Below are 25,956 nucleotides of genomic sequence, written 5' to 3'. Positions count from 1 at the left end.
GCGATAACAAAACCTGCGCAAACGCTTGCTATCTCGGCCTGCCGGTATCTGCGGGGGGTACGCAAGCGACGCATCAGCCGCTATAGTGGCGCCACTTGTGCACTGCCCATCCTGCCCATGCCCGACATGACCGCTTCCGTCATCGCCTACGCCTCGCACCTGCTGGCGGGCGCCGTGGTGTTCTCCGGCTTCTTCTTCGTCTACCTGCGCCTGACGCCGTATGACGAGTTCAAGCTCATCCGCGAAGGCAACGTTGCCGCGTCGCTGTCGCTGGCCGGTGCGCTGCTCGGTTTCGTGCTGACCATCTCGTCGAGCATCTCCCACAGCGACGGCCTGCTGCCGTTCCTGTTCTGGTCTGTAATGGCCTCGGTCGTGCAGTTGATCGTCTTCGTGGTGCTTACGCGCCTGATGCCCGACTACCGCCTGCAGATCGAACACAACAACATTGCCGCCGGTATGCTGTTCGGCGTGAGCGCATTGGCGGTGGGCGTGATCAATGCCGCGTGCCTGTCCTGATTCTTGTCCTGCCCCGCGAACCCGATCGCGAAGGAGTTTCCTGTGAGCCTGTCCAGTTTCATCAAGAAGCAGTTCATCGATATCCTGCAATGGACGGAGGGCGAAGACGGCGTGCTCGCCTGGCGCTACCCCATGCAGGACATGGAAATCCAGAACGGCGGCAGCCTGACCGTGCGCGACTCGCAGATGGCGATGTTCGTCAACGAAGGCCAGATTGCCGACGTGTTCAGCCCCGGCATGTTCAAGCTGACCACGCAAACGCTGCCGGTGCTGACGTACCTGAAAAACTGGGACAAGCTGTTCGAATCCCCCTTCAAGTCCGACGTCTACTTCTTCAGCACACGCCAGCAGCTCGGCCGCCGCTGGGGCACGCCGCAACCGGTGACGGTGCGCGACAAGGATTTCGGCATGATCCGCCTGCGTGCGTTTGGCGTGTACGCCTACCACGTGGCCGATCCGAAGCTCTTCTACCAGCAGGTGAGCGGCACGCGTGACGCCTACACCGTTGATGAGATGGAGCAGCAACTGGGCCCCGTCATCATGGGTGCGATGGCCACGGCCTTCGGCGAATCGGGTGTGCCGTTCCTGGACCTGGCCGCCAACCAGACGCTGATGTCGAACAAGGTGCGCGAGGTGTTGCTGCCGCAGTTCACGCAATACGGCCTGATGCTCGACAGCTTCCAGGTCTCCAGCGTGACGCTGCCCGACGAGTTGCAGGCAGCGATGGACCGCCGTATCAGCATGGACATGACCGGCGACATGGGGCGCTTCACGCAGTACCAGACGGCCGAATCGCTGCCGCTGGCCGCACGCAACGAGGGCGGCATCGCCGGCACGGGCGCGGGTCTGGCGGCGGGCCTGGCGATGGGTCAGGCGATGGCCGATAGCCTGCGCACGGCAGTGCAGGGCAACGCGGGCGCAGCACCGGCCGCGCAGCCGGTTGCCGCAGCGCCTGCTGCAGACGATCCGACTGCACGCCTGGCCAAGCTCAAGGAACTGCTCGATAAGGGCCTCATCACCCAGGCCGACTTTGACTCTGGCAAGGCGGCCGTGCTCAAAGCGCTGACTGGGGGCTGAACGCACGCCCCACCTCGGATGACCGGGCGGCGCGGTGAGCCGCCCGTTTTTCTGCGCAATTGAACGACTCAACCATGTTTCATGCCAACTGCCCGGCGTGTGGCGCGCCGGTGGAACTGAAGTCTGCCGCCGCCGTCATGACGGTGTGCAGCTTCTGCAAGAGCACGCTGCTGCGTGACGGCGAGACGCTTTCCGACATCGGCAAGATGTCAGCCGTGCTGGAGGACTACGCGCGTGTGCAGATCGGCACCACCGGGCGCTACAAGAACAAGGCGTTCACGGTGGTTGGCCGCATCCAGTTGCGCTATGACGCGGGCTTCTGGAACGAGTGGTACGTGCTGTTCAACGACGGCACCGACGGCTGGCTGGCCGAGGCTTCCGGCCAGGTCACCATGACCTTCTCGCGCGGCACGCCGCCTAACGCCGTGGCTTTCGAGGCACTGCGGCCGGGGCAGCTTTACGACGCCGAGGGCCAGCAGTTCACGCTGTCCGACGTGCGCGAGGCCAACTGCACCGGCGGCCAGGGCGAACTGCCTTTCCGCGTGGGCGAGGGCTGGCACGCGCGCGTGGCTGACGGCCGGCGCGAAGGGGCCTTCATCACGCTCGATTATTCCGACGGCACCGCGCCCACGCTGTACCTGGGCGAGTCGACCACGCTCGAAGCGCTTAAGTGCCAGCTTCTGCGCACCGACGCCGAGATCAAGGAAACCGCCGGCCGCGTCCCCGGCAAGCTCACCAACCTCGACTGCCCGCAGTGCGGCACCTCGGTGCCGTTCAGCCCCGGCATGACCGGGCATGTGCTGTGCCCCGGCTGTGGCGCGGCCATTGACGCAGCCACGCCGCGTGGCGAGATCATCGCCCGTGCGCGTTCTGTGCCGCAGGTTGTCACCACGCTCGACTTGGGCGACAAGGCGCTCATCGATGGCCTGCAATGGCAGGTGATTGGCGTGATGCGGCGCACGGCGGTCGGCGACGGTGGCGAGTGGTTCGAGTATCTGCTGTACAGCCCGAAGCGCGGCTTCACTTGGATGGTCGAGACGGATGACGGCTGGTTCCGTGCCAACGTGCTCGACCGCTGGCCCACCCAGACCGACGGCCGCAAGGCCACGCTGGGCGAGACGCAATACATCCGCGACGACGATTACACCGCGCGCGTGACCTACGCTGCCGGCGCCTTCAACTGGCGCGTCCAGGCCGGTGACCAGACACGCGTGGTCGAATACAAGGCCGGGCAGGAAAGCCTGGCTGCCGAGAGCGACGCGCATGAGCTGACCTGGTCCAAGAGCACGCCGGTGAGCGCCGCGCAGATCAAGGCCTGGTTCGGCAAGGTGGTGGCCGAGCCGGTCAAGGAGACTTCGGCCTCCGGCTACATGTCGGTGGCGGTGGTGGCCTGCGTGCTGCTGGGGCTGTTCAACCTGGTGCCGTTCTTCATGGCGCCGGGCTCGGTGTTCGTCATCACGTTCTTTGCGGCGCTGCTGCTGATCGTGCCGGCGTGGCTGGTCGCCAAGGTCGGAGGTGACGAATGAAAGGCTGGTTCTTGTTGTACGCCGTGTGCGTGGTGATTGGCGCGACGTACATGGACTGGAAGGCCGGCTTTGCCGCGCCGCGCACACCCTCATACGGCAGCGGCACGGGCGGGTCTTCGTACTGGGGCGGTTCGTCGGGCGGTAGTGGTTATGGCGGCGGCTTCAGTGGGGGCCACAAGTGACGCGTGTCGACGCGACGCCGCAACCGGCTGCGCTGTCCGCCGCGGTGGGCGAGCATCTGCTGCTCGACCTGTATGGTGTGGCACCGACGCTGTTGCGCGATGCATACGCGCTGGAGGCCGCGTTGCGCGAGGCGGCCTATGCGCTCGGCGCCACTATTCTTCATGCACATCTGCATCGCTTCGATTCGCTGCGTACCGGCATGCCTGCGGGCGAGCAGGGCGGGGTGACCGGCGTGCTGCTCCTGGCCGAATCGCATTTGTCGATTCACACCTGGCCTGAGCACGGGTTTGCCGCCATCGATGCCTTCATGTGCGGCACCGGCACGACACATGCCGCGCGTGCTGTGTTTGAACGGGCGCTGGCGCCGCAGCGTATCGACGTGCGGGTGATGCAGCGCGGCGGCGTGTCGATCTAGCTTGATCTAGCGCTTTCGATCTAATCCAAATTTCATTCCGTTCATGCTTCGCGCATGAGGGGCAGAGTGGTAGTTCGGGTTGTATCCCGGTGGCTGACGCAGGGCCACTGGAGTTCTCATCAACCCGACGAGGCCTTCATGCCCACGCTGCCCACCCACGTTTCGCCATCGGTAATTCCCTGCCAGCCTTCCACTGCCACGCCGGCGCTGCCGGACTGGGTTCATGCCCGCATGCGGTGTCACTTCGATGAGCGCATGGCCAAGCTCTGGGATGGCGATCATCTGCTGCACGGGCAGACGCCCGGCCCCGGTGCGTTGTTTCTGAACAGCAACGACTATCTATGTCTGCTCGGCGAGCGTCCGCTGGTGCGTGCGCAGGCGCGCGTTCTGCTCGGGCATGAGCACGAGCTGCTGATGTCGGCTGTGTTCCAGCATGGCGATACGCCGCAGAGCCGGGTCGAGGCCCGGCTGGCCAGGCTGATGCGGGCCGAAGCCGGGTTGATCGCGCAGTCGGGCTGGGCGGCCAATGTTGGCCTGATCCAGTGCATTGCCGGCCCAGGGGTGCCGGTCTACGTTGATATGAACGCGCATGCGTCCCTGTGGGAGGGGATTCATGCGGCCGGCGCGCAGGCTGTTCCTTTCCGCCATAACGATGTCGACCACCTGAGCCGGCAACTTGAGCGTACGGGGCCGGGCATCATCCTGGTGGATTCGGTCTACAGCACGACCGGCAGCGTGGCGCCCTTGCCGGAAATGGTGGCGCTGGCGGAATCCAGCGGGTCGGCCATCGTTGTGGACGAGTCCCACTCGCTGGGCACGCATGGGCCCGGCGGCGCGGGCCTGGTCGTGCAGCTTGGCCTTGAGCAGAGGGTGCACTTTCGTACCGCATCGCTGGCCAAGGCGTTTGCCGGCCGCGCTGGATTTGTCGCTTGCAGCGGCAAGTTCAAGGAGTTCTTCACTGTGGAGGCGCGCCCCGCTATCTTCAGCTCGGGGCTGTTGCACCACGAGCTGGCCTGGTTTGATGCGGCGGCGGATTTCATTGTCGCAGCCGATGATCGCCGGCAGCGTCTCCACACGATGACACGCGTGGTTCGTGCGGGTATCGCCAGGCTGGGCTACAACATTGCAGACGGTACGGAGCAGATCATCGCGCTCGAAGCGGGGTCGGAGCCGCAGGTCAAGGTTCTGCGCGATGCGTTGCAGTCGCGAGGGATCTTCGGCGCAGTATTCTGTGCGCCGGCCACTCCCAAGAACCGGGCTTTAGTACGCCTGACGCTGCATGCGAAAATCACCGAAACCGAGATCGAGCGCCTGCTCTGCACGCTGGAAGATATTCGCGACCGCGTCGGGCTGGATGCCTGGTCGTCCACGCGCCGTGCGCGGCGAGCGGCCCCGACGGATCCATTCAGAGAATTTTCCACGACCCCATGACGAGAGAACAGGGCGGCATGCTTCGAGTTCCCCCAGGTAGCTGGCTGGGACGCGCCTGGCAGCATCTGGGGGACTCCCTCGCGCGCGCGGCGCTCCTTGATGAAGAGAGCGCCGCGCGTTTGCGGCGAATCCGCTTCGTTGGCGCATTGGGCGTGCTCGGACACCCGCTCTATTTCTGGATCTGGGCGTACGTTTTTCCGCAACCGTACGAGAACGTTTGGTTGCGACTGCTCTGCACGGTCTTGTTCATCCCGTTGCTGTTCACGGCTCGGCTGTCTCAGTACAAGTGGCTGCCGGCTTATGCACTGTTTGCGATTACAGTCGGGTTGCCTTTCGCATTCATCTTTCTGTATCTGGAAAATGGCGGAACGATGGTATGGGCGGAATCCGTCATCATCGCCGTCGTGATCCTGTTCCACTTCGGCGCGACATTTGCGTTGATCTCGCTTGCAACGGGCGCGATTGCCGCGACGGCGCTGTTTCTAGTGGCGGGGCATGCGGTTGCCGTGTTCCCTTGGCACGCGTTGCTGGTGCAAATGCCGATTCTGGCATTTGTCATTGCGGTCCTCATTGTGATCAAGCTGGACCGGCAGATATTGGCCGAACAGAAGCGGCGCGGCGTGGAGTTGGCGCTGGGTACCGTTGCGCACGAGTTGCGCACGCCGCTGGCCAGCCTGGCACTGACGGCGAGCGGCATTCAGAACCGCCTGCCGAGCACGGTACCGCCCGATCATCCCGATTTGCCGGCGCTGCAGCAGGCGGTTGAGCGGATGCGTGCAGACGTTATTCGTGCCAACAACAGCATCGAACTGCTGGTGGCCAACTCGAAAGACCCGCAAACCGTCAGTACCGCGTGGTTCGACCTGCATGAGTCGATCAGCGCGGCCATTGCCGCCTTCCCTTTCGAGCCCGGCACGCACGCGCTCGTGCAGGTGGCACCCAGCGTGGGTGTGCAGGTTCTGGGCAATGCCAAGCTATTCGAACACATCATCACCAACCTGACCAAGAACGCGCTGGAGGCGATCCACCGTGTCGGCAAGGGTGACGTCCGTATCGGCTATGTGCTCCTGCCGGGGACGGTTGAAGTCGTTGTGCGGGATACCGGCGCCGGGGTGCCGCCAACGGTGCTCAAGCGGATGTTCCAGCCATTCTTTTCATACCCGGCCCATCGCGGCACGGGCATCGGCCTGATGTTCTGCCGCAAGGTCCTGCACGGCTGGGGCGCCAGCATTTCGTGCAGTTCGGTGGAGCGTGAATACACCGAATTCCGCATCCGCTTCCCGAACCCGCGCTGACCGTGTCAGTGCCGGTTCGGGGCGCGGCGGATGCAGCTTACCTGCCGACCATGTTCTCCGGCCGCACCCAGGCATCGAACTGCTCGGCCGTCACGTAGCCGAGCGCCAGTGCTGCTTCGCGCAGGCTGGTGCCTTCCTTGTGCGCCTTCTTGGCGATCTGTGCGGATTTGTCGTAGCCGATGTGCGGGTTGAGTGCCGTCACCAGCATCAGCGAGCGCTGCACCAGCTCGTCGATGCGCGCGCGGTTGGGCTCGATGCCCACGGCGCAGTGGTCGTTGAAGCTGCGCATGCCATCGGCCAATAGCCGCGCGCTGTGCAGGAAGTTGTAGGCAATCATCGGGCGGAACACATTCAGCTCGAAGTTGCCCGACGCACCACCCACGTTGACGGCGACATCGTTGCCGAACACCTGTGCGCACAGCATCGTCACCGCTTCGCTTTGCGTGGGGTTGACCTTGCCCGGCATGATGGAGGAGCCCGGCTCGTTCTCGGGGATGGAGATTTCACCCAAGCCGCTGCGCGGGCCACTGGCCAGCCAGCGGATGTCGTTGGCGATCTTGGTCAGGCTCGCGGCCAGCGTCTTGAGCGCGCCATGCGCATGCACCAGGCCGTCGGCCGAGGCCATGGTCTCGAATTTGTTGGGCGAGGTAACGAAGGGCAGGCCGGTCAGATCGGCCAACTCGGCGGCCACCTGTTCGGCATAGCCGGCCGGTGCGTTCAGGCCGGTGCCCACCGCGGTGCCGCCCAGTGCCAGCTCGCACAGATGCGGCAGCGCTGCGTTCAGGTGCGTCTCGTTGTGCTGCAGTTGTGCGACGTAGCCCGAGAACTCCTGGCCGAGCGTGAGTGGCGTGGCGTCCTGCAGGTGCGTGCGGCCGATCTTGATGATGCTGTCGAAGTCGGCAGCCTTCTTGGCGAGCGTTTCGCGCAGCGTGCGCAGCGACGGGATCAGATGCCGCGTGATGGCGGTGACGGCCGCCACATGCATCGCCGTCGGGAAGACGTCGTTGGATGACTGGCTGCGGTTGACATCGTCATTCGGGTGCACGAGGCGGGCCTCGCCGCGTTCGCCGCCCAGCAGTTCGCTGGCGCGGTTGGCGAGCACCTCGTTCATGTTCATGTTGCTCTGCGTGCCGGAGCCGGTCTGCCAGACCACCAGCGGGAATTCGTTCGGGTGCTTGCCCGCGATCACCTCGTCGGCCGCGGCAATGATGGCGTTGGCCTTGTCGGCCGGCAGCAGGCCCAAACGCTGGTTGACGGCGGCGCTCGCGCGCTTGATGCGGGCCAGCGCGTCGATCAGCTCGCGCGGCATGCGGTCGCCGGCAATGTCGAAGTTCTGCAGCGAGCGCTGCGTCTGCGCACCCCACAGGTGGTTGGCGGGAACTTCAATCGGGCCAAAGGTGTCGCGTTCGGTACGGGTGGTCATGGCGGGAGGGCGCAAGGCGGCGGGGACGAACGCCCATCAGTATAGGCGTGGGCCAGTGCCCTTGTTGGCGGTAGGGCGGCATGCGCAGTGCATCGTTTGCGGGCTTGCGCTGCGCACGCCACAATGGCGGCTGACTTCTCGTCAGCATCCTCCTATGTCCTCCTCCGTTTCCGTCGACAAGTCCCTCCAGCCGCTGCTCTGGCTGGTGGCCGTCGGCCTCTTCATGCAGACGCTGGATTCCACCATCGTCAATACAGCCTTGCCGGCCATGGCACGCAGCCTGTCGGAGAGCCCGCTGAAGATGCAGTCGGTCATCATCGCCTACACGCTGACGACCGCCATGCTGATGCCGGCCTCGGGCTGGCTGGCCGACCGCTTCGGCACGCGGCGCACGTTCTTCGCGGCAATCTTCCTGTTCACGGTCGGATCATTGTTGTGCGCGGAGTCGCGCAGCCTGACCATGCTGATCGCCTCGCGCGTGGTGCAGGGCGTGGGGGGCGCGCTGCTGATGCCGGTAGGGCGGCTGACGGTGCTGCGCGTGGTGCCGCGCGAGCAGTTCCTGCCGGCCATGAGCTTCGTCACCATCCCGGGATTGATCGGCCCGCTGATCGGCCCGACGCTGGGTGGTTGGCTGGTGCAGGCGGTGTCGTGGCACTGGATCTTCCTGATCAACATTCCGGTGGGCGTGATCGGCGCGCTGGTCACGCTCAAGATCATGCCCGACGTTCGCACGGATGATGAGAGCCGCTTCGATTGGTCGGGCTACCTGATGCTGGCCTTCGGCATGGCGGCGGTGTCGTTTTCGCTGGATGGGCTATCCGGGCTGGGCTTCAAACAGGCCACGGTGCTGGTGTTGCTGATCTTCGGGCTGGCAGCGCTCACTGCGTACTGGTTGCACGCCGGGCGCGTGGTGGGGCCGCTGTTTCCGCGTTCGCTGTTTGCCGTGCCCAGTTTTTCTGTGGGCATCCTGGGCAATCTGTTCGCGCGCATCGGTAGCGGCGGCATGCCGTTCCTGATCCCGCTGCTGCTGCAGGTAAGCCTGGGCTATTCGCCGCTGGAGGCCGGGCTGATGATGGTGCCGGTGGCGGCAGCCGGCATGGCGGCCAAGCCGCTGGGCAACTGGTGCATCAAGCGTTTTGGTTATCGCCAGATGCTGTTCAGCAACACGCTGATGGTCGGGTTGATGATGGCGAGCTTTGCGCTGGTGACGCCTGGGTGGCCGCTGTGGCTGCGCATCGTGCAACTGGCGCTGTTCGGCACCTTCAACTCGATGCAGTTCACGGCCATGAACACGCTCACGCTCAAGGACCTGACAGGGCCTCTGGCCAGTGCGGGCAACAGCATGCTGTCCATGGTCATGATGCTGTCGATGAGCCTGGGTGTGGCGGCGGCCGGCGCGTTGCTCACAGGCTTTACCGACTTCACCGTTGGCCCGGAAGGGCGCGACACGCTCGCGGCCTTTCACAAGACCTTCATCTGCGTCGGCGTCATGACCGGTGCGGCGGCATGGATCTTCGCGCAGCTTTCGCGGGCTGAGTCGACGCAGGCAACCAAGCACACAGGGCTGGAGGTGGAGTAATCACTTCCAGTAGCCGCGCATCTTCTTGGTCAGATCGACCTTGGCGGCTGCACGTGCTTCTGCTGCGGGGTCCGCGCCGGGCTCGGGCGGAGGCCATGCACAGGCCTCGAACAGCGGCAGCAGCGCCGGCGGAATGAAACGCGTGCGCGATGCGTAGATGTGCCGGTCGCCATTGGGCGTCTGCTGCGTGACATAGAAGCGTTGTGGCACCAGGATGTCGAGGTGCTCGCGCGCGCGCGTCATGGCCACGTAGAGCAGGCGGCGCTCCTCTTCCAGTTCTTCATGCGAGCCCGCGCCCAGGTCGGCGGGCATGCAGCCGTCCACGGCATTGAGCACGTACACCGCTTTCCACTCCTGGCCCTTCGACGAATGGATGGTCGAGAGGATCAGGTAGTCCTCGTCGCGGTATGGGTCGCCGGATTCATCGCTGGTCAGCTCGGGCGGGTCCAGCGTCATCTCGGTCAGGAAGCGCTCACGCGTGGCGTAGGTGGCGGCCATGCGGGCGAGCTGGTCCAGATCACCCTGGCGCACGGCGGCATCGTCGTGCAGGCGCTCCATGTGCGGCGCGTACCAGGCGCCCACGGCTTCCAGCTCGCTGGCCCATGCCAGGCTGTCCTTGGGCTGGCGCAGGGTTTCCATCAGCGCCATCAGCGCAGCCCAGTCGCCAGCCAGGCGGGCGGGCGGCTCGTAGCCGAGCAGCGCGGCAATCGGGTCCATCGCTTCGGCCATCGCATCGAGCACGCGGGCGGCGGTGGCGGGGCCAGCGCCCGGCAGCAACTGGATGACGCGAAACCCGGCGATGCGGTTGCGCGGGTTTTCGGCCCAGCGCAGCACCGAGAGCACATCTTTTACGTGCGAGGCTTCCAGAAACTTGAGGCCGCCGTATTTCACGAAAGGGATGTTGCGGCGCGTGAGCTCGATCTCTAGCGGCGCGCTGTGGCTGGCGGTACGGAACAGCACGGCTTGCGATTTCAGTGCCAGCCCGCCTTCGCGCTGATGCAGCACCTGCTCGGCTACGCAGCGCGCCTGCTCCGCTTCATCGCGCACCGAGATCAAACGTGGGCGATGCGTTGACGCGCGATCCGTCCACAGCGTCTTGGCAAAGCGCTCGGTAGCAAAGCGCATCACGCCGTTCGACGCATCCAGGATCGGCTGTGTCGACCGGTAGTTGCGTTCCAGCAGCACCGTATGCGCCGGCCGCGAGAAGTGGCGCGGGAAGTCGAGGATGTTGCGCACCGTCGCCGCACGAAAGGCGTAGATCGACTGCGCGTCGTCGCCCACCACCGTCACGCCACGGCCGTCCGGACGCAGCGCGCGCAGGATGGACGACTGCAGCCGGTTCGTGTCCTGGTATTCGTCGACGAGGATGTGGTCGAAGCGCGCGCCGATCTCGGCCGCCAGCTCCGCGTCGGACACCATCGCATGCCAGTAGAGCAGCAGGTCGTCGTAATCGAGCACGTGCTGGGCCTGCTTGGCTTCCACGTACGCGTCGAACAGCGTGCGCAGTTGTGTCTGCCACATCGCGCACCATGGGAAGTGCTGCTTGAGCACGGCATCGAGCGGGCTCTCTGCGTTGATGGCGCGCGAGTAAATGGCGAGGCACGTCTGCTTGAGCGGGAAGCGGCGTTCCTTGGTCGACAGGTTCAACTCGTGGCGTACGACGTTGAGCAGATCGGCCGAGTCGCTGCGGTCGTGGATGGTGAAGTCGGGCGCGAGGCCGACGCGCTCGGCGTATTCGCGCAGCAGGCGCGCGCCGATGCCGTGGTAGGTGCCGGCCCAGGGCAGGGTGGTTTGGTATGCCGTGCCGGCGGCGTTCAGGGCGCGATTGCCGCTCTCGGCCTGCATGGCGCGCGCCAGCAGGTGGCCCGCGCGGTTGGACAGCTCGCTCGCGGCCCGGCGCGAGAACGTCAGCAGCAAGATGCGCTGCGGGTCCGCTCCGTTGGCCACCAGATGCGCGACGCGCCAGCCCAGCGTGTGTGTTTTACCCGACCCCGCGCCGGCCAGTACCAGCAGCGGGCCGGTCTCGGCCGCGTCGGCCCCGGAAATGCCGAACTCGACCGCCTGGCGCTGTTGGTCATTCAGTTGTGCCAGGTACGCTGGGGCGCTGACGGTGTCAGGAGTGAGGGAGGTGGCAGGCACAGCGAGGTGTCACAAAAAATAACTGTATGAATATACAGCACTGTGTTGCCTGTCCGCGAAAAGTGAGGGGATGTTGGCGCCGTTGAATGCCTGGCGTTTTGGAGGGCAGATCGGTGATGGCACACCCAGGTAGCGGGTGTGCCATCAACCCGGATCTTGCTTCACGCCGCCGTATCAAGCGACAGCCACGCGAAGCAAGACGACTGCGAGCGCGTCAGGCGCGCCTAGTGACTTTGCTGCAAGTACCGCTGGACATCACCCGTCGAAACGTGGCCCGAATGGGTTGTGTCGATCTGGTCGAAGTGCTTGGCCACGAAGCCCAGGCCGCTGGCCTTTGCTTGTGTTTTCGTGATCGAGCCGCCGTTGCTCAGCACGGCGTTTTCGTTCAGCCGCTTTGCAATGCGTTGCTGGGCTTCCTGCTGCAATTGCGCGCCTGTGGTGGGGCTCACAGGTACTGCTCGTTGAGTCGGGAAAAACGGGCCATCTACGCCATGGCCGCCCTTGGGAAGGGTCACCGGCGCCACAGACTGCGTTGTGGGCGCGGCGTAAGCCTGACCAATCAGCACGCCGAGGAGAATGGGCGGCAGGCTGCGCCGCAGCATATCGATAGGGGACATGATCACTCCTTCAATCAAAGTTTAGGCGCAGCAGTCTGTGCGGTGAGCGTTGGCGTGCCGGCGGGGTTCTCGTCCGCCCACGGAGCTGGCAGCGTTGCCAATGTCAGTGCGGACGGAATGGACTGACCGCCGAAGTACGCGACAAGGTCGCTCTTCATCTGCGGCCGGGCCACGTCATCCAGGTAGATCATGTGCCCGCCCTGGTAGAAGGTGACCTGCAGGTTAGGGTTCAGGCCCTGCACGGTTTGCAGACGTGCCAGTTGCTTCTCGGTGTTAAAGAACGGCGTCGCGAGATCGTGGTAGCCGTTTGACGCAAGCACCTTCAACTGTGGGTTGAGCTGAAGCGCAGCGAGCAGGTCGGGCAAGGTGTCCGGCAGCGGCTGGCCATCGTGGGAGAAATCCCACGCGCTGATGATGTTGTCGTTCAGCGGAGCGTACGTTGCGTTGGGCGCCGTATAGCCCAGGTAGTTTGGCATTTGCGTCTGCAACGCGGTGGTGAACGGTTGCGAGATCAGAATGTCCGACGGATCCGAGTCGTTCGTCAGGCGTGAATCCGAATTCGGAAGCGAAACACGACCGTCATACCGCCCAATCGTCGTGCCGGGCAAGAGCGACGTGGTGAACGGATTCCTGTTGAAGTAACCCTGCAGCGCTTGCAACGTCAGGCTGGACGGCGCCTCCCAAGAGGCGAGAGTTGTCCGTGATGGGTACTTTGGCGCGCCGAGCGCGTTAGGCGAGCCGAGCTGGCTGAGTGCCCATGACTGCGAGTACGTCTTGAACTGGCTGTATTTGTTCGTGACGAACTGTTCAGACTGCAGCGCGTATTGCGACTGGTTGGGCTGGCTCGGCGAGACCTGGTTGAAATAAGAGGCCACTGCGGCATAGCCGGGGTAATAGCCCACAAGCGTATCGGTCGCGAGCGTCAACCCAGCGGTTGAGTTCTCAATGGCCGTAGCTTCAACCGCATCGGCAAAGTAGTTCAGGATGGACGATTGCAGCACGATGCCGGTGAGGTGCACGCCTGCCGATTCCAGCGCGAGCGCCAGCATGTCGGTGCGCGGGGTGCCATACGATTCGCCGTAAAGATAGATGGGCGAGCTGCTGCGATTGTTGGCTGTCAGATAGCGCTGGATGAAATCGCGCATGACGTTGACGTCCGCATCGCTGCCCCAGAACGTCTGGTTGGTGTTCGGCGCAATCGCTTCCGAAAGACCGGTCCCCGGCGGATCGATGAACACCATGTCCGTGGTGTCGATCAGGCTCTGCGCGTTATCGACGACGGGGTAGTTCGGCCAGTTGGTCAGCAGCGGATCGGGCGTTGCGACTCGCGTGGGCGCGAACGAACCCAGGCGCAACCAGATCGACGAAGAACCCGGCCCCCCGTTGTAGAAGAACGTGACCGGCCGCGGCTGCCCGTTGGCGCTGGGCGCCGTGTACGCGACATACGACATCGTTGCCTCGGGGTTGCCGCTTGAGTCCGATGCAGTCAGATGGCCGGTGGTTGTTGTGTAGCTCACCGGGGTTTGGCCAGCAGTCCATTGATAGTGCATGACCGCTGCTTGCTCTGAGACCTGCGACGCATCCAGGCTATCCGTCGCATTGGACGAATACGCGACTGGATCAACATAGGGTTGGTTGGCCGACAGCGTTTGCGCGCTCGCGGCTGCCTGGTTGGCACTCAATGTGGACGCCGTGGGGCTGCCGTCACCGCCCCCGCACCCTGTGACAAGCGATACGCCGACAAGCAGTGCGCCTGCTCCGACCAGCCGTCCCAAAGCAGGAGAATAGCCGGGGCCATTACCACTGGAACTACGGTTTGGTTTCATTTGCATCCCTGTCATTGATGAGACACGAAAAAAGCCGCTTGCGTAGATGAATCTGTCAGAAAATGGGCAGCAAAAAACCGGCGCACGATTGGACGCCACCGGTGAAATCAAAAGGATTTCTATCCGGTGATCAAAAGACGCTGATAAATGTCTGCCGATAATCTTCTTAATACGATCGGAGCATTAGCGGCGGGTTTCACGCAAGCCAATAACCTGGGAGGGGCTCTCCTGGCTTGCGTTGAAAGGCGCTAAGTGCAACCTCGGCCACCGGAAAATGGCGGCTTGAAAATCATCAGGTTGAAAGCGGGCTCTGGCGGCGAATTGGGAAAATTGACGCCGCGTTCTCTATCCGTTGTGGCCGGAGCAACCGGATGGCTCGGTTTGGTGATGTCGCTATCGCTTGACCACGCGCCAGTTGTGCGTCGATGGTGCGGCGTTGATTGAGTCTGGGGCGGTAAGCCTCTTTTTGTCATGTGCCCAAGTAATGCTCTTGCTTTATCGCTTCGCTGCAATCTTGCGGACAACATGTTCTCTCCCGGATCAGGATTGTTGCCGGGCCATGGAGGGGGTGTCTCTGTGGCCGTTTTGTACACCTCTTGGGTGTTTTAATCAATTCCCGCCTTTAGATCGGCGTCAAAAGAGCGATTGAATCATAGAGGCGAAGTTGCCCGTATCAATAGAGTGTCGCCTCGGTTTTCGGGTTTTGTAATCTTGATGCTAAACCCATGCTTGCTAAAGCTGAATAGGAAAATCTTGCATCTATTTGCGCGAGTGCTTCGTGGAATCCGTTGGCTATCGCTTGGCGGTTCCGGTCAATGCGTCAGGTGCGAAATGATTTGCGTCGTGATGGGTGTCGGAAATCAATGAATCAATCTGAGCACGCTAAGGGATTTGTCATGTTTACACCACCGCAGAGGGTTACGCTGGAAGTTTTTAATGTTTTGATAGAGAAGTTTCTATGATCTCTGTTAAGACGAACTGAACACGCGCATTGGCCGTTCTGGGTGCGCGTCCTGATCTTGGCGCGTTGTGCTGGATGGAAGAACGGAACTTGCTGCGCTCGATCTTGGCGGCGTGGGCCTGAGCAAGCGAGTGAGGGCTTCAATGGAATGATTGGCGGCCGAGCCGACACCTGTCATGGTGAAGGCTTACGGAGCGGCGGGCGAGACGGGGCCGGCGTTGCAGCCCGTTCAGTTGCGCTAGATGCGCGGGAGCGCTGGCGATGTCAGGAGGGGAGGCGACAAGCACGGTGGGATGTCACGGAAATCGCTGGGTGAATATCCAGCGCCGCGACACCCGCCAGTTGGAACGCAGGGTCAGATGCCGTCCCGGAGCTTCTTTGCCAAGTCATGCGGCGAGGTGCGCTGATTCACGGCGTCCACCAGATCCGCGAGGAACCAAGGCAGCACAAGCTGGGTATTCGGATCGGACAGGCCGATGCGCAGTGTCGGCTGCGAGGTCGGTGCGGGCGCTTGCCGTGGTTGCGCCGGTTGGCTTTGGGCAAGCATCGTCTGGACATCCTGATCGGTCAATGTCGTGGACGCCGTTGTCAGCGCATTGGCGCTCATGGTGGCGGACAGCAGCGTCAACGCCACGAAGACATGTTTGAGGGTTGCAGGCATCGGGGCCTCCAGGGCAAGAACGAGGGGAGTGAGGGCGGCCGGCTGCCGTCCGCAGCATGGCTGTCGGTAACAATGATCCACCATCGGATCGTAGCGGAGCCTTAGGGTTCCTTTGCGATCAGGAAAGCGTAAAGATCAAGCGGCTGGTCAACCCGCCTGCGGCTGCAGTGCAATCACCGCCATGCCGGCCAGCGCGATGGCCGCGCCGCCGATGTCCCATCGCGTGAGCGCCGCACCATCGACAAGGCGCAGCCATGCCAGCGCCACGGCGATGTACATGCCTCCATAGGCAGCATACGTGCGGCCGGCAGCCGTGGGATGCAGCGTCAGCAGCCACGCGAACAGCGCCAGCGACGCCGCAGCCGGCAGCAGTAGCCAGACGGGCTTGCCTTGCCGCAGCACGAGCCATGGCAGGTAGCAGCCGACGATTTCCGCCACGGCCGTGACGGCAAACAGCAAAGCAATGCGAAGGAGGTCCAAGGGTCGGCGCCGGAGGCGATCAGAGGTCAAATCGCGCCGATTGTGGCACGCGAGCGCCGGCGGTCAGCGTGCTGATGTTGCCGGCAGCACCGGTGTGACCGTAAAGCCGCGCGCCGCCAGCAGGGCCGGCAAACCTTGCGGCCCAACCATATGCAGCGCCCCCACGGCGCCGAACACGCGCTGGCCGCTCGCATGCACGCGGGCGATGTTGTTGGCCATCGCGCGGTTGCGGTTCGTCACCAGCCGCTTGAAGGCGCGCTTCTCGGACGGCGTCTTCAGGCAATCGCACCATTGCGGATAGCGCTCCAGCGTATCGAGGTCGCTATCGGCCCAGGCGTTGGCCAGTGTCAGCGTCTGCGTGCGCGCCTCGCCCGATTCGATGGCGTCGAGCACCGTATCGAACGCCTGCGCCATCTCGTTCTTCGGCACGATCTCGTCCAGTACACGCAACTGCTCGGCCAGGGTTTCCAGCGGCACGATGGGCAGGTGTGCTTTGTTGGCGTAGCCGGTCAGGAACAGGTCGATGCCGAAGTCGGGATAGAGCCCGTCGGTGCGTGCACCCAGCACGGCCAGGGAAGCAAGCTGCATGGTCGGCTGAAACTTGCGGACCTGCGCCAGCGCCGGTTCGGGCAGGCAGGCCGCAGCCAACAGCTTGTTGAAGCGTTCGCCGCGCCGGCCGGCCATCAGGCTGCGGTCGTTGTTGGCCTTGCGTGCCTCGAGGGCCTTGCGGTTGGCTTCCTTGTCGAGCAGGTCGAGTTCGAGCGCGACGGCGTCGCTGTGCTTGAGTGCGTCGCGCACGGTGGGCCCGGGCAGCATCCAGTCGGCATGTGCGACGTGGATCGTGCCGTACAGCCACGACGTGTGGCCATCCTTCTCGATGCGCCAGAGCAGGCCGTGGTCGGTGGCGCGCTGGGCAGTGGCGGCCCAGCCGTCTTTGGGGATGAACTGGGTGGCCGGTGGCGGGCAGTTTGCGGCGGCTTGTGACGTTGCAGGCGATGCAGGCGGCGTAGGCGGTACGTCTTGCGCGGCGGCGCCGATGGCGCACAACAAGCCAAGCGCGAGCATCAGCGCGCGCCATGTGGTGCGATTGCGTGCCATGTGGCGATCCCCCGGGATGTTGTTGTGTCGGTGCGCAGTTTATCGGGCGCCGGCCATCGCGTCCCACGTGGCCATTGCGCAGTCGACGGTGGCAAGCAGTGCTTCGCGCGAGGCGCCGTCTCGCGCCTGGATCGACAGGCCGTTGAGCACCGTCGCGTAGTAGCCGCCCAGCGCATCGGCATTTGCCGTGGCCGGCACGTCGCCTTCGTCGATGCCGCGGCGGATGCGTGCGCGAATGGCGTCGACGGTCTCCAGCCGGATCGCGCGCATGTCTTCCTGCACCTGCTCATTGGGCGCCGAGCACAGTAGCGCCCCCAGTACCACCATGCAGCCGCGCGGTGCGTCGGGCTGGCTGAAGGCGATGGCGTTACTGCGCAGGAGCGCATCGATCGACTCGCGTGCGGTGGCCGGCTCGGTGAGCGCAACCGCCGTTGTGCTGCCGGCCGTCTGCCGGTACAGCGCCACCGCCTCGCGGAAGAGCGCCTCCTTCGAGCCGAATGCGGCGTAGAAGCTGGGCGCGGTAATGCCGCCCATCGCCTGCTTGAGTTCGTCGAGCGTGGTGCCTTCGTAGCCGCGCGCCCAGAACACGGTCATGGCCTGGCGCAAGGCTTCGTCGCGGTCGAAGGTGCGGGGGCGTCCGCGTGTCGCCATGATGAATTCCTGAAATCCCTATTTATGTACCGGGCAATATATTAATCCTTGACGCTGGCCGTGTCGTGCCCTTAATTTATGTATCAATCGATATATAAATGAGGGGTCTCCCTTGGAGAACACAACACAAGTCCACGCTGGGCGCTGGTTGGTGCTGGCGGCGGTTTGCATGGCAGGGGTGATCCTGCCGCTGTCTTTTACTGGTGCAGCGGTGGCCACGCCGGCCATCGGGCGCACGCTGGGCGGCAGCGCCACGGCGCTCAACTGGGTGGTCAACGGCTTCATGCTGGCGTTCGGCAGTTGCCTGATGGTGGCGGGCGCCATGGCGGATGCGTATGGCCGCAAGCGGATTTTTGCCAGCGGGATTGCGCTGTTCGTGCTGGCGTCGATTGGCGTGGCGATGGCGCCCAGCGTGATGGCCATCGGCTGGCTGCGGGCGCTGCAGGGCGTGGCGGCGGCGTTGTCGATGGCAGGCGGTTCGGCCGCGCTGGCGCAGGAGTTTGACGGGCATGCGCGCATCCGCGCCTTCAGCCTGCTTGGCACGACCTTCGGCGTGGGCCTGGCTTTTGGGCCGCTGATTGCCGGCGCGCTGGTGCAGACGATGGGCTGGCGCGCCATCTTTGTGCTGTGTGCGGTGGTGGGCACGCTGGCGTTTGTGTTTGGTGTGCCCTGCATGCGCGAGACGCGCGATCCGCAGGCGCGCGGCGTGGATTGGGCCGGCGCGGCCAGTTTCACCGCCACGCTGGTGCTGCTGACGTGGGCGTTGATGGAAGTGCCCGAGCGCGGCCGGGCCGATGGCGTGGTGCTGGCGTTGTTCGCGGCGGCGGCGCTTGGGCTGACAGCGTTCATCGTCATCGAGCAGCGTGTGACGCGGCCGATGCTGGATCTGTCGTTGTTCCGCTTCCGCCGTTTTGTGGGTGTGCAGTTCCTGCCCATTGCCACAGCGTGCTACGTGGTGATGCTGGTCGTATTGCCCGCGCGCCTGATCGGCATCGAAGGGCAGGGCGAGACCGAAGCCGGCATCACGATGATTGCCCTGTCGCTGCCGTTGCTGGCTGTACCGCTGTTGGCGGTGCAACTGGCGCACCGGTGGTCGGCGGCGACGCTCACTTGCTTCGGGCTGCTGCTGGCAGCCGTGGGCTTCTGGTGGCTGGGCGATGTTGCGCCGGGCCAGCCCGCGACCGCGTGGATTGCGCCGATGCTGCTGACGGGCTTCGGCACCGGTTTCGCCTGGGGGTTGATGGATGGCCTGTCGGTGAGCGTGGTGCCCAAGGAGCGCGCTGGCATGGCCACCGGCATCTTCAGCACCACACGCGTGGCCGGCGAGGCGATTGCGCTGGCCGTGGTGGGCGCCGTGCTCTCGGCGCTGATCGTGGCGCAGACCGGCACGTCAGGCGTGGTCAGCGCGGGCACGTGGATGGAGGCCGCACACCGCACCGCCATGGGCAATGTGTCGGCCGCGCTGGCCTTGCTGCCGGCGGGCTCGAGTCCGATGCTGACTTCCGCTTACGGCGCGGCGTTCACGCAGTTGGCACGTGCGCTGGCCGGGGTGTCAGTGATATCGGCGGTGGTGGTGTGGGCACTGCTGGGCCGTTCACCGGCCGTGGTCGCGATGGCCGAGCCGCTGTAGCGCGGGCGTGGTCGTCACGATGGCAGGATTTGGCTCGCGATTGTCCGTTTACGGCGTGGCGGCACTTCGGGTGCATGAGTATCTTGGCGGTGTCTCCAGGCCCACCTTTGAGGCCACCATGCTTGAACTCCGCCCCAGCTGTGAACACTGCAATCGTGCACTTCCGCCTGAGTCAACCGAGGCGCGCATCTGCTCGTTCGAATGCACGTTCTGCGCAGCGTGTGTCGACACCCTTCTCGGCAACGTTTGCCCGAACTGCGGCGGCGGCTTTGCACCCCGGCCGGTGCGGCCCTCAAAGGATTGGAAGAACGGCAACTATCTCGGCAAGCACCCCGCGAGCATGACGGTCAAGTACCGTCCTGTCGATCTTGAGGTGCATGCGCGGTTTGCGGCGGCACTGCGCACTATGGATCCGGCGCGCCGGTAAGCGCTCAGGCTGCATGCGTGGGGTCGGCTCCTAGGCGCCGAGCTTGGGCGGCACGGCATGCGCGCCACGTGTCTCGCGAAACCACAGCGCCAGGCTTTCGTCTTCCAGCGCATACGCGCCACGCGATTCCTTCCAGATCAGGTTCTTGTCGCGCAGCGCGTCGAGCGCCGCCTGCACCGTGGCCGTAGAAAAGTCGCTATGGCCAAGCCGTGCGGCATACGCCTTCATTGAATCTTCCGAGAACGGCGAATAGCCTGGCCCGCGCTCGATCAGCACCGCCAGCACGGCGCGCTGGATCTCGGTCAGCGCGCTGTAGTCGCTTTCGATCTCACCCCAGATGCGGTCGCGAAAGCCTTGCGCGCCGCGCTTGAGCAACTCGCCCAGGTTGGCGGCTGCACCCAGCTCCAGCGCGATCTCGCTGACGATGCCCTTGAGCATTTCCGGCCGGTGCCCAACCAGTTGGAAGGCCGCGAACATGTCGTCTTCCTTGAACTGATTGTCGGGCGCCAGATGCTGGTTGACCCACGCTGTGTAGGCCGCCACGTAGGCGCGGCCGAGCAGCGGGAAGTTGGTCACGCGCGAGCCGAAGAAGGGCTGCGTGCGGTTGAGCAGCAGGTTGGCCAGCTTGTCGCGGTTGGAGCCCGTGAAAACCAGGAACAGGCGCGGTGCTTCCACTCCCTGGTTCATCTGGTCGCGCGCGGCCTTGAGCGCAAACATGGCATTGGTGCCCGCCTCGGTGGACAGCGCGTGCTGCGCCTCATCGATGATCAGCACGACGGGCCGCTGTGCCGCCTTATAGAGCACATCGAGCGCATCGGCCAGCGTGATGCCCGGCGGCAGCCCGATCTTGCCGAGGTTGAAGGTGAAGGTGCGCAGCACGTCGACCTTCTCCATGCCGGCCGACTTGGCCAGCTTGGCAATCGGCCCATCGAACTCGGCCAGCTTGGATTTGATGGCATCGGCGATCAGCAGGCCGGGGTCGCGGGCGCGGTCGGCCCACAGGTCAACGTAGATGGAGATCCACTTGCGGCGCTCGACTTCCGGCACCAGGTCTTCACGCAGGAAGGTGCTTTTGCCGGTGCGCCGGGGCGCGGCCAGGAACAGGCCCGAGCGCGCGTCGGCCAAGCCCTTGCCCTCCAGGCTCTCGCACAGCGTGTGGGCGAGGTCCTGGCGGTGGAAGTTGAAGCGGCTGGTGTCGCCAGAGTCGATGCGGGAATCCATGAAAGCCCTGTTTTAGACTGAATTATTGAGTTTGGTATAAATTATAGCTACTCCAATAATTAAGACTAATTCCGGTCGGATAGCAAGGTAATGTGCCCTGCGCGACGGGATGTCGCGGCAAAAGTGTGGAACTTTGTGCGGCGTTATACTCCTGCAGCTTCCCATCGTGTCCATGTTCTCCCGCCGCTGGCTCTCCCTTGTCTGGCTTGCGATCGTACTGAATGTACTGTCGCCGGTGCTCGCGTCTGCTCGCTCAGCGCAGACGGGCACGCTCGCCGTCGACCTGTGCAGCGCAACGGCCCCCCATGGCAGCACGGTGCAGATTGCCGTCGACCTGCCGGGCGATGGCGCCGCCGACGATTCGGCTGCCCATCACAGCGTGGCGCACTGCGTGTATTGCCCGGGGTTTGCCGCCGGGTTTGCGCTGGCCTCGCCGCCAGCGCTGGATGTTCCCTCCGCCCATTTCGTCTATTGCGTGCGGCAGCCGGCCAGCCCGGCGCCGGTGTATGCGCGCAGCGCGCTGCGCGTGGCCGAGTCGCGCGCGCCGCCTGTGTCTTCGTCGTTGCTGATCTGATGCGCTTGCGGGAGTGAGTCTCGCGGCGCTATTGCGCTCGGCTGTTCTCACGGCCGGCGCCATCGCAACCCGGAGACCATCCCGATGTCATCGCCCAAGCGCGCCGCGGCTGCCAGCCGCAAGCGCACGCTGGTGCGCCGTGCCGCGCTCGCCCTGAGCGCGGCTGCACCGCTGTCCACATTCGCCGCCGACGACAATGCGTCGGCTCCCAGCACAATCATCGCCCAGGAGCTTGCGCCCACCTTGGTGCGCGCCGATGCGGCGCCCACGCCGTTCGCGCGCAATACCCCCGCTGTGGTCCAGAGCGTCACCGCAGACCAACTGGCCGACCGTAACGTCGTCACCACCGAAGACGCCGTCAAGTACCAGCCCAACGTGATGGTGCGCCGCCGGTTCATTGGCGACCGCAACTCCATCTTCGCCGGCCGCGATTTCAACGAGATCCAGAGCGCGCGCGGCCTGCTGTACGCCGACGGCATCCTGCTCTCCAACCTGCTCGGCTCCAGCTACACCTACCCGCCGCGCTGGTCAATGGTCGGGCCGGATGATCTGGCGCGCGTGGACATCCTGTACGGGCCGTTCTCCGCACTGCTGCCGGGCAACTCGATGGGCACGACGATTGCGCTGACGCTGCGCAATCCCGAGACGTTCGAGGCCAGCGCGCAGACCCAGGTGATGCGCCAGCATTACAGCGATGCGTATGGCTTCTCGCGCAACGTCACGGGCAACCACGAGAGCGCTTCGCTGGGCGATCGCATCGGTAAGTTCTGGTACGCGCTGTCGGTCGACCGGCTGGAGAACGACAGCCAGCCGATGCAGTACGCTACGCCCAATTCCAGGTTGACGCCGGGTGGTGCGCCGGTTCCGGTGACGGGTGCGGTGCAGGATCTCGGCCCCAACGGGCAGCCGCGCGTGATCCTCGGGCCGCAGATGCTCGAACGCACCCAGCAACTGCAGGAAACGCTGCGCCTGGGCTATGTTTTCAGCGACCGCCTGGAAGCGTCGCTCACGCTTGGCCACTGGGAGAACCATTACAACGACCAGGCCCAGAGCTTCCTGCGTGACGCCGCCGGCAACGTCGTCACCGGCGGCAACGTGCTGATCAACGGCACGCCATATACCATCGCCCCGAACACGTTCGCCCCGCAGAACGGCGACCAGGAGAACTGGCTCTACGGCCTGGGCGTGAGGGGCAAGCTTGGTGACTGGAAGATCGACGCCAACGCTTCGGCCTACAACGTCACGCGCGACGTCCTGCGCGCCTCCAGCACGGCGGCCGGTAGCGGCCCCGGCACGGTGTTCTACGGCGACGGTACGGGCTGGTCCAACTTTGACCTGAAGGCGGTCTCACCCACGGTGTTTGGCCACACCTTCACCACCGGCTACCACGTCGACCAGTACCACCTGCGTAACCAGACCTTCAACGCGACGAATTGGTCGACAGAGGCACTGTCGACGCTGAAATCCAGCTACCAGGGCGACACGCAGACGCAGGCAGTCTTCCTGCAAGACGCCTGGGCCTTTGCGCCGCGCTGGCTGGCCACACTCGGCCTGCGTTATGAAACCTGGCGTGCCTACAACGGCCAGCTCGGCAACGGCTCGACCACGCTGGGCTATGCCAGCCGTACGGAAGATGCCTTCTCGCCCAAGGCCGCGCTGCAATGGCAGGCCACGCAAGACACGCTGCTGCGCCTGTCGTACGGGCGCGCGGTGCGCTTCCCGACCGTGGCCGAGTTGTTCCAGGGCAGCATCAGCGGCAACTCCATCGTCAACAACGACCCCAACCTCAAGCCCGAGCGCGCCAACGATCTGGATTTCACTGTCGAGCAGGCCGTGCCCTACGGCGTGCTGCGCACGAGCCTGTTCCAGAGCGACGTGCGCGACAGCATCTACACGCAGACCAACATCACCGTCACGCCCAGCGTGACCAACGTGCAGAACGTCGATCGCGTGCGCACGCGCGGTATCGAGCTGGCATATTCCGGGCAGGATGTGGCGCGCGATCTGGGGATGCGCGGTGTGGACGTTGAGGCCAACGTTGCCTTCACGCAATCGAAGACGCTGGCCGATGCTGCCAACCCCACCTATGTCGACAAGACCTGGCCACGCATGCCGCGCGTGCGCGCAAACCTGTTTGCGAGCTGGCACGCCACGCCGGATTGGACGGTGGGCGCAGGCGTGCGTTATTCGGGGCGGCAGTACGGAACGCTCGACAACACCGATGTGCTGCCCAATGTCTATGGCGGCACCAGCAGCTTCTTCACGGTGGACCTCAAAGCCAGCTATCGCATCGACAAGCACTTCACGCTGGCGCTCGGCATCGACAACCTGACCGACCGGCGGTATTTCGCCTACCACCCATATCCGTCGCGCACCTTCTATGGACAACTGAAATGGCGTCTGTAATCCATTCGATTTCCCAGCTGGCCGCTGGCCTGCTGTTGGCCCTGACAACGACGTTGAGCGTTGCCCACGAAGGCCACGACCACGGCGCCATGGCAACCAAGCCCGCCGTCAGGCCCCAGCTTGCCACCACGGCGGCGTTCGACAAGGCAGGCCGCCTATGGGTGTCGTGGGCCGAAGGTCAGCACGTGGTGGTGGCGTCTTCCGACGACCAGGGCAAGACGCTCTCCAAGCCCCAGCGCGTGAACCCGCAACCCGAGCCGATCTACACCGATGGCGAGAACCGCCCGAAGGTGATCGCCAGCCCGGATGGGGCGTTGTATGTGAGCTGGTCGCGTCCGCTCGATGCGCCGTACACGGGCTACGTGCGGTTCTCGCGCTCGCTCGATGGCGGCAAGACGTGGAGTGCACCCATCAACCTCCATCATGACAACCAGCCGATCACGCATCGCTTCGATTCGATTGCCGTGGACAGCGCAGGCCGCATCTTTGTCTCGTGGATTGACAAGCGCGACTTGCTGCGCGCACAGGCTGCCAAGCAACCGTACGACGGTGCGGCGGTGTACTACACCGTCTCGACCGATCGCGGCGCAACCTTCGCTCCCGAGCGCAAGGTCATCGACCAGACCTGCGAGTGCTGCCGCATCGCAATGGCGACCGACGCCAGCGGGCACATGCTTGCGTTGTGGCGCAACGTCTTTGCCGGGCAGATCCGCGACCATGCGTTGGCAGTGCTGCCCGTCGATAACGCGCCGCTGGCTGTCACGCGCGCGACGTTCTCTGAATGGCGTGTCGAGGCGTGCCCGCACCATGGCCCGACGCTGGCCGTGACGGCTGATGGTGTGCGGCACATGGCGTGGTTCTCTGTGCAGCAAGACAGGGCTGGACTGTTCTACAGCCGGCTCTCGGCCGACGGCAGGCCGATTGGCGGGGCGTGGGCGTTTGCCGGTTCGGCGCAAGCCGGTGCGCAGGCATCGCACCCCGCGCTGTTGGCGGCCGACGGCGCGCTGTGGCTCGTCTGGAAGCAATTTGCCGACGACCGCATGCAGATCCTGATGCGCAAATCGGTCGATGGCGGCGCGCATTGGACTGTGCCCGTCAGCCTGGCGCGCACCGACGGCGGCAGCGATCACCCGCAAATCCTTGCCCGCGACGGTCATGTCTACCTGTCATGGCGCACACAGGCCGAGGGCTATCGGTTGATCGATGTAGCCAGCGCCAATCCGTCCAATCCATCATTGGAGGCATCGGAATGAAGTTCAGTTTGAAGTCTTTGATGATGGGGCTGGCGTTGTCCGCTGTCGCCCTCGTTGCGCAGGCCGTTGAGGCGCTGCACTTCCAGCCGCTTCATGCGCGCGACGTGCCCGCGCTGCTGCAGACGCCACGAGCGCGCCCGCTGATCGTCGAAATCTGGTCGCTCGATTGCAGTTACTGTCGCGAGAACATCGCTCGCATCGCGCAATGGCGGCGGTCGGCCAAGCAGAACGTGGACGTGGTGATGGTGTCGATGGACGGCCCCGAGCAGGCCGAGATGCTGAACCGTGCGCTGGCGCCGCTGGCGCGCGATGGCAAGATCGGGCTTGCACGCATGCCGCAGTACGCCAATGCCGAGGCCATACCGGAGCGCCTGCGTGCGGCGCTGGACCCCGGCTGGCAGGGCGAGATGCCGCGCACGATCATCCTGCGTGCGGATGGCGCGCACCATGCTTCGAGCGGCCTGCTGACCCCGCAGGCACTCGACGCAGCGCTTGCGCGCTAAGTTCTCTTAACCTAACAAGGCGCTTGTTCTGAAATAATCGCCGCCCCAATTTCATAACAACACA

General features: G+C 64.5%; 23 protein-coding genes. 14 read left to right on the top strand and 9 right to left on the bottom strand.

All coding sequences use genetic code 11. The annotated features are described in order from the left end of the window. Positions 1–117 precede the first annotated feature (117 nt). The 7 genes from B4F51_RS06810 (at position 118) to B4F51_RS06780 (ending at position 6,443) form a co-directional block, all read left to right on the top strand. Positions 118–516, top strand: a complete 399-nt coding sequence (locus B4F51_RS06810; protein ID WP_296224325.1) for a DUF350 domain-containing protein — start codon at positions 118–120, stop codon at positions 514–516. Between the two features lie 42 nt (positions 517–558). Further along, entirely contained in the window at positions 559–1,593 is a 1,035-nt protein-coding gene (locus tag B4F51_RS06805; RefSeq protein ID WP_296224324.1) for an SPFH domain-containing protein, read from the top strand. Between the two features lie 74 nt (positions 1,594–1,667). Next, positions 1,668–3,119 (top strand): DUF4178 domain-containing protein, encoded by a 1,452-nt coding sequence (locus B4F51_RS06800; RefSeq protein WP_296224323.1) that lies wholly within the window; start codon positions 1,668–1,670, stop codon positions 3,117–3,119. Next, on the top strand, positions 3,116–3,301 hold the full coding sequence (locus B4F51_RS06795; protein ID WP_296224322.1) for a hypothetical protein: 186 nt from the start codon (positions 3,116–3,118) through the stop codon (positions 3,299–3,301). The genes B4F51_RS06800 and B4F51_RS06795 overlap by 4 nt, the downstream gene beginning before the upstream one ends. Continuing rightward, the gene (speD, locus tag B4F51_RS06790; RefSeq protein ID WP_296224321.1) at positions 3,298–3,717 is read left to right on the top strand and encodes an adenosylmethionine decarboxylase; all 420 of its coding nucleotides are present in this window, start codon (positions 3,298–3,300) and stop codon (positions 3,715–3,717) included. The genes B4F51_RS06795 and speD overlap by 4 nt, the downstream gene beginning before the upstream one ends. A 138-nt stretch (positions 3,718–3,855) precedes the next feature. Continuing rightward, positions 3,856–5,148 carry an alpha-hydroxyketone-type quorum-sensing autoinducer synthase gene (gene cqsA, locus B4F51_RS06785; RefSeq protein ID WP_296224320.1) on the top strand — a complete coding sequence of 431 codons (1,293 nt, stop codon included), beginning with the start codon at positions 3,856–3,858 and terminating at the stop codon, positions 5,146–5,148. 17 nt (positions 5,149–5,165) lie between these two features. After that, on the top strand, positions 5,166–6,443 hold the full coding sequence (locus tag B4F51_RS06780) for a sensor histidine kinase (protein ID WP_296224319.1): 1,278 nt from the start codon (positions 5,166–5,168) through the stop codon (positions 6,441–6,443). A 37-nt stretch (positions 6,444–6,480) separates the two neighbouring features. Here B4F51_RS06780 and fumC read toward each other — a convergent pair whose 3' ends face one another. After that, positions 6,481–7,866 (bottom strand): class II fumarate hydratase, encoded by a 1,386-nt coding sequence (fumC, locus tag B4F51_RS06775; protein ID WP_296224318.1) that lies wholly within the window; start codon positions 7,864–7,866, stop codon positions 6,481–6,483. Positions 7,867–8,020: 154 nt separating this feature from the next. Between fumC and mdtD the strand changes: the two genes are divergently transcribed. After that, the gene (mdtD, locus tag B4F51_RS06770; RefSeq protein ID WP_296224317.1) at positions 8,021–9,445 is read left to right on the top strand and encodes a multidrug transporter subunit MdtD; all 1,425 of its coding nucleotides are present in this window, start codon (positions 8,021–8,023) and stop codon (positions 9,443–9,445) included. On the opposite strand, the gene B4F51_RS06765 is transcribed toward mdtD, so the two are convergent. From B4F51_RS06765 to B4F51_RS06735, 7 genes are all read right to left on the bottom strand, one after another. Then, positions 9,446–11,584 carry an ATP-dependent helicase gene (locus tag B4F51_RS06765; RefSeq protein ID WP_296224316.1) on the bottom strand — a complete coding sequence of 713 codons (2,139 nt, stop codon included), beginning with the start codon at positions 11,582–11,584 and terminating at the stop codon, positions 9,446–9,448. A gap of 224 nt (positions 11,585–11,808) precedes the next feature. Further along, positions 11,809–12,201 (bottom strand): 2-oxoglutarate dehydrogenase, encoded by a 393-nt coding sequence (locus B4F51_RS06760; protein WP_296224315.1) that lies wholly within the window; start codon positions 12,199–12,201, stop codon positions 11,809–11,811. A gap of 14 nt (positions 12,202–12,215) precedes the next feature. Then, a complete protein-coding gene (locus tag B4F51_RS06755) occupies positions 12,216–14,027 on the bottom strand; it encodes a S10 family serine carboxypeptidase-like protein (RefSeq protein ID WP_296224363.1) in 1,812 nt (603 codons plus the stop codon). Positions 14,028–15,343: 1,316 nt separating this feature from the next. Next, entirely contained in the window at positions 15,344–15,649 is a 306-nt protein-coding gene (locus tag B4F51_RS06750; RefSeq protein ID WP_296224314.1) for a hypothetical protein, read from the bottom strand. A gap of 147 nt (positions 15,650–15,796) precedes the next feature. Further along, a complete protein-coding gene (locus B4F51_RS06745; protein ID WP_296224313.1) occupies positions 15,797–16,129 on the bottom strand; it encodes a YnfA family protein in 333 nt (110 codons plus the stop codon). Positions 16,130–16,192: 63 nt separating this feature from the next. Beyond that, positions 16,193–17,227, bottom strand: a complete 1,035-nt coding sequence (locus tag B4F51_RS06740) for a TraB/GumN family protein (RefSeq protein WP_296224312.1) — start codon at positions 17,225–17,227, stop codon at positions 16,193–16,195. 39 nt (positions 17,228–17,266) lie between these two features. Then, a complete protein-coding gene (locus B4F51_RS06735; protein WP_296224311.1) occupies positions 17,267–17,878 on the bottom strand; it encodes a TetR/AcrR family transcriptional regulator in 612 nt (203 codons plus the stop codon). A gap of 169 nt (positions 17,879–18,047) precedes the next feature. On the opposite strand from B4F51_RS06735, the gene B4F51_RS06730 reads away from it, so the two are divergent. Both B4F51_RS06730 and B4F51_RS06725 read left to right on the top strand, forming a co-directional pair. Continuing rightward, positions 18,048–19,508, top strand: coding sequence for an MFS transporter (locus B4F51_RS06730; RefSeq protein ID WP_296224310.1), 1,461 nt, complete (start codon positions 18,048–18,050; stop codon positions 19,506–19,508). A gap of 118 nt (positions 19,509–19,626) precedes the next feature. After that, complete coding sequence (locus tag B4F51_RS06725; RefSeq protein WP_296224309.1) at positions 19,627–19,935, top strand: DUF1272 domain-containing protein; 309 nt, start codon at positions 19,627–19,629, stop codon at positions 19,933–19,935. A gap of 30 nt (positions 19,936–19,965) precedes the next feature. Here B4F51_RS06725 and B4F51_RS06720 read toward each other — a convergent pair whose 3' ends face one another. Then, positions 19,966–21,144 (bottom strand): hypothetical protein, encoded by a 1,179-nt coding sequence (locus B4F51_RS06720; protein ID WP_414706706.1) that lies wholly within the window; start codon positions 21,142–21,144, stop codon positions 19,966–19,968. A gap of 184 nt (positions 21,145–21,328) precedes the next feature. Here B4F51_RS06720 and B4F51_RS06715 point away from each other — a divergent pair, with 184 nt between their 5' ends. The 4 genes from B4F51_RS06715 (at position 21,329) to B4F51_RS06700 (ending at position 25,892) form a co-directional block, all read left to right on the top strand. After that, the gene (locus B4F51_RS06715; RefSeq protein ID WP_296224362.1) at positions 21,329–21,730 is read left to right on the top strand and encodes a DUF2946 domain-containing protein; all 402 of its coding nucleotides are present in this window, start codon (positions 21,329–21,331) and stop codon (positions 21,728–21,730) included. An 84-nt stretch (positions 21,731–21,814) separates the two neighbouring features. Next, complete coding sequence (locus B4F51_RS06710; protein WP_296224307.1) at positions 21,815–24,136, top strand: TonB-dependent receptor; 2,322 nt, start codon at positions 21,815–21,817, stop codon at positions 24,134–24,136. After that, on the top strand, positions 24,124–25,389 hold the full coding sequence (locus B4F51_RS06705) for a sialidase family protein (protein ID WP_296224306.1): 1,266 nt from the start codon (positions 24,124–24,126) through the stop codon (positions 25,387–25,389). Before B4F51_RS06710 ends, B4F51_RS06705 begins: the two co-directional genes overlap by 13 nt. Beyond that, on the top strand, positions 25,386–25,892 hold the full coding sequence (locus B4F51_RS06700) for a TlpA family protein disulfide reductase (protein ID WP_296224305.1): 507 nt from the start codon (positions 25,386–25,388) through the stop codon (positions 25,890–25,892). The genes B4F51_RS06705 and B4F51_RS06700 overlap by 4 nt, the downstream gene beginning before the upstream one ends. Positions 25,893–25,956: the final 64 nt, after the last annotated feature.

The sequence above is a fragment of the Ralstonia sp. UBA689 genome (assembly GCF_002298975.1).
Lineage (GTDB): Bacteria > Pseudomonadota > Gammaproteobacteria > Burkholderiales > Burkholderiaceae > Ralstonia.
This window is presented reverse-complemented; position numbering and strand designations above follow the sequence as displayed.

Excerpts from the sequence above, each read along its gene's own strand:
- B4F51_RS06705 (WP_296224306.1), top strand. The coding sequence starts at position 24,124 with ATGGCGTCTGTAATCCATTCGATTTCCCAGCTGGCCGCTGGCCTGCTG.
- B4F51_RS06735 (WP_296224311.1), bottom strand. The coding sequence starts at position 17,878 with ATGGCGACACGCGGACGCCCCCGCACCTTCGACCGCGACGAAGCCTTG.
- B4F51_RS06725 (WP_296224309.1), top strand. The coding sequence starts at position 19,627 with ATGCTTGAACTCCGCCCCAGCTGTGAACACTGCAATCGTGCACTTCCG.
- fumC (WP_296224318.1), bottom strand. The coding sequence starts at position 7,866 with ATGACCACCCGTACCGAACGCGACACCTTTGGCCCGATTGAAGTTCCC.
- B4F51_RS06710 (WP_296224307.1), top strand. The coding sequence starts at position 21,815 with ATGTCATCGCCCAAGCGCGCCGCGGCTGCCAGCCGCAAGCGCACGCTG.
- mdtD (WP_296224317.1), top strand. The coding sequence starts at position 8,021 with ATGTCCTCCTCCGTTTCCGTCGACAAGTCCCTCCAGCCGCTGCTCTGG.
- B4F51_RS06750 (WP_296224314.1), bottom strand. The coding sequence starts at position 15,649 with ATGCCTGCAACCCTCAAACATGTCTTCGTGGCGTTGACGCTGCTGTCC.
- B4F51_RS06715 (WP_296224362.1), top strand. The coding sequence starts at position 21,329 with ATGTTCTCCCGCCGCTGGCTCTCCCTTGTCTGGCTTGCGATCGTACTG.
- B4F51_RS06760 (WP_296224315.1), bottom strand. The coding sequence starts at position 12,201 with ATGTCCCCTATCGATATGCTGCGGCGCAGCCTGCCGCCCATTCTCCTC.
- B4F51_RS06740 (WP_296224312.1), bottom strand. The coding sequence starts at position 17,227 with ATGGCACGCAATCGCACCACATGGCGCGCGCTGATGCTCGCGCTTGGC.
- B4F51_RS06800 (WP_296224323.1), top strand. The coding sequence starts at position 1,668 with ATGTTTCATGCCAACTGCCCGGCGTGTGGCGCGCCGGTGGAACTGAAG.
- cqsA (WP_296224320.1), top strand. The coding sequence starts at position 3,856 with ATGCCCACGCTGCCCACCCACGTTTCGCCATCGGTAATTCCCTGCCAG.
- B4F51_RS06755 (WP_296224363.1), bottom strand. The coding sequence starts at position 14,027 with ATGAAACCAAACCGTAGTTCCAGTGGTAATGGCCCCGGCTATTCTCCT.
- B4F51_RS06810 (WP_296224325.1), top strand. The coding sequence starts at position 118 with ATGCCCGACATGACCGCTTCCGTCATCGCCTACGCCTCGCACCTGCTG.
- B4F51_RS06730 (WP_296224310.1), top strand. The coding sequence starts at position 18,048 with ATGGCAGGGGTGATCCTGCCGCTGTCTTTTACTGGTGCAGCGGTGGCC.
- B4F51_RS06780 (WP_296224319.1), top strand. The coding sequence starts at position 5,166 with ATGCTTCGAGTTCCCCCAGGTAGCTGGCTGGGACGCGCCTGGCAGCAT.
- B4F51_RS06795 (WP_296224322.1), top strand. The coding sequence starts at position 3,116 with ATGAAAGGCTGGTTCTTGTTGTACGCCGTGTGCGTGGTGATTGGCGCG.
- B4F51_RS06700 (WP_296224305.1), top strand. The coding sequence starts at position 25,386 with ATGAAGTTCAGTTTGAAGTCTTTGATGATGGGGCTGGCGTTGTCCGCT.